At 31.4% G+C, this 2,589-nt stretch carries 2 protein-coding genes and 1 pseudogene; all 3 read left to right on the forward strand.

Translation table 11 applies throughout. The features are described from left to right. The first annotated feature begins 115 nt into the window (after positions 1-115). A complete protein-coding gene (locus ACIQZC_RS10635) occupies positions 116-1,069 on the forward strand; it encodes an MlaD family protein (RefSeq protein ID WP_396139198.1) in 954 nt (317 codons plus the stop codon). Positions 1,070-1,081: 12 nt separating this feature from the next. Beyond that, positions 1,082-2,407 (forward strand): 4Fe-4S dicluster domain-containing protein, encoded by a 1,326-nt coding sequence (locus tag ACIQZC_RS10640; protein WP_396139199.1) that lies wholly within the window; start codon positions 1,082-1,084, stop codon positions 2,405-2,407. An 18-nt stretch (positions 2,408-2,425) separates the two neighbouring features. After that, positions 2,426-2,589: pseudogene (locus ACIQZC_RS10645) on the forward strand (phosphoheptose isomerase); the annotation flags it as partial.

The raw sequence follows: 2,589 nt of genomic DNA on the forward strand, positions 1-2,589 counted from the left end.
AGAAAAAAGGATTTGAATCTGCTTACATTGTTGCTTATAAAGATGGTGTAAAAATAAGCTTATCAGAAGCCAATAAAATAAAATAAAAGATTAATTTTGTTAAAAATATATTACTTTGAAAGTATCTAGAGAAATTAAAACTGCCGTATTAGTCATTATATCCATTATATTGTTTATTTGGGGATACAGTTTTTTGAAAGGAAAAAATTTATTTGACAACAGCAATAAATTGTTTGTAGTCTATGAAAATGTAGCAGGATTAGCAACATCTGCACCAGTAACTTTGAATGGTTTAACCATTGGAAAAGTCAATTCAATTACAATTAATCCAGATGGTAAATTATTAGTAGAACTTCACATTACTACTGATTTTCCAATCTCAAAATCAAGCATCGCAGAAATCTATGATTCTGGATTGGTAGGAGGTAGACAAATTGCTATTAAACCGAATCTATTGGACAAAAATTATACCGTTTCTGGAGACTATTTGCAAGCTTCAAGTAAATTAGGTTTGACAGATGCATTAGCGCAACAACTTGAACCGTTACAAGCAAAAATTCAAGAATTATTAGAAAATGCCGATGTACTATTTACAAATGTCAATGATATTTTAGATACCCAAACAAGGCAAAATCTTAAAAGTAGTATAGCTTCGTTAAATGCTACGCTTTCTGAATTTAGTGTTGCTTCAAAAAATGTAAATGAATTGCTTGCTGAAAACAAATCTAAATTAAACAACACACTCAAAAACGTTGATAAAGTATCTGGAAATTTTGCAACAATTTCAGATTCTTTAGCAAAAGTAAATTTGGGTCAAACAGTAAAGAATTTAGAAAAAACTTTAGCTAAGGTTGATAAAATTATGGCCGAGTTAGAACAAGGCAAAGGAACTATGGGTAAATTGATTAAGGACGAAACAATGTATGCTAATTTTTCTAAAACATCAAAAGAATTGGAATTATTGTTACAAGACGTTCGATTGCACCCAACTCGATATGTAAATGTTTCTTTATTTGGTAAGAAAAACAAACCTTACGTAGCTCCCGTTAATGATACAATTAAAAAATAAACTAGCGTTTTTATGAGTTTTTTAGATAATATTTTATTTGCATTATTACTAGCTATTGGTGTTGGTTTTTTTACGATGAACGTAAAAAAGCTAATTAGAAATATCAATCTGGGACGAGACATCAACCGAAAGGACAATTCCTCAGAGCGATGGAAAAATATGGCAATGGTTGCTATAGGTCAATCTAAGATGGTAAAACGTCCAATCGCAGGTATATTACACATTATAGTTTACGCAGGATTCATCATCATCAATATTGAAGTAATTGAAATTATTATTGACGGACTTTTTGGAACCCATCGTATATTGTCATTCATGGGAAGTTTTTATGACGTTTTAATCGCTTCATTTGAAATTTTAGCAGTATTAGTGCTTCTAGCCGTTTTTATTTTTTGGATCAGAAGAAATACTATCAAATTAGATCGTTTTGCGAGTTCTGATTTAACGGGTAAGCCTAAAAAAGATGCAAATTATATTATATATTTTGAAGTCATTTTAATGTCATTGTTTTTATTAATGAATGCCGCTGATTTACATTTGCAACATTTAGGAATAGGACATTACAATCAAGTAGGAAGTTTTCCTATTTCAAAATTTATAGCACCTCTTTTTAATGGAATGACCGAAGGAATAGTGGTTAGTATTGAAAGAGCTGCTTGGTGGTTGCATATTGTTGGTATTTTAATCTTTTTGAACTATTTATATTTCTCTAAACATCTGCATATTTTATTAGCATTTCCTAATACTTTTTACGCCGATTTAAACGCAAAAGGTAAGCTAGATAATTTAGAAAGTGTAACCAATGAAGTAAAATTAATGATGGATCCATCGGCCGATCCTTTTGCAACACCTACTGATCCTACTGCTGTTCCTGCAAAATTTGGTGCTTCCGATGTGCAAGATTTAAATTGGGTACAATTATTAAATGCATACAGTTGTACCGAATGTGGACGTTGTACTTCATCTTGTCCGGCTAATCAAACGGGTAAAAAATTGTCTCCAAGAAAAATAATGATGGATACAAGAGACCGTCTGGAAGAAGTCGGAAAAAATATCGATTTAAATAAAGGCGTTTTTGTTGATGATGGAAAATCGTTGTTGCATGATTATATTTCAACCGAAGAACTATGGGCTTGTACTTCCTGTAATGCCTGTGTTGAAGAATGTCCAATAAATATTAGTCCGCTTTCAATTATTATTGATATGCGTCGATATTTAGTAATGGAACAAAGCGCTGCTCCAAACGAATTAAATAATGTAATGACCAATATTGAGAATAATGGCGCACCATGGCAATACAATCAAATGGATCGATTGAATTGGTCGAGCGAAGCATAAACACAACAATTTTTTATAATGAAACAAGAAGAAATCGAAGGTAAATTACAAGCATTATCTGTAAATGGAGAACAATTAAGTCCTATTTTACCTGAAGGCATTAAAAATTATTTAATTGATATAGATGGAACTATTTGTGATGATATTCCAAATGAGGAACCAGAAAGAATGGTTACCGCTGC

Source organism: Flavobacterium sp. (genome assembly GCF_044338735.1).
In the GTDB taxonomy this organism is placed as follows: Bacteria; Bacteroidota; Bacteroidia; order Flavobacteriales; family Flavobacteriaceae; genus Flavobacterium.

What these genes read in the sequence shown, in the direction of transcription:
- ACIQZC_RS10640 (WP_396139199.1), top strand. Translation starts at nt 1,082, where the DNA reads ATGAGTTTTTTAGATAATATTTTATTTGCATTATTACTAGCTATTGGT.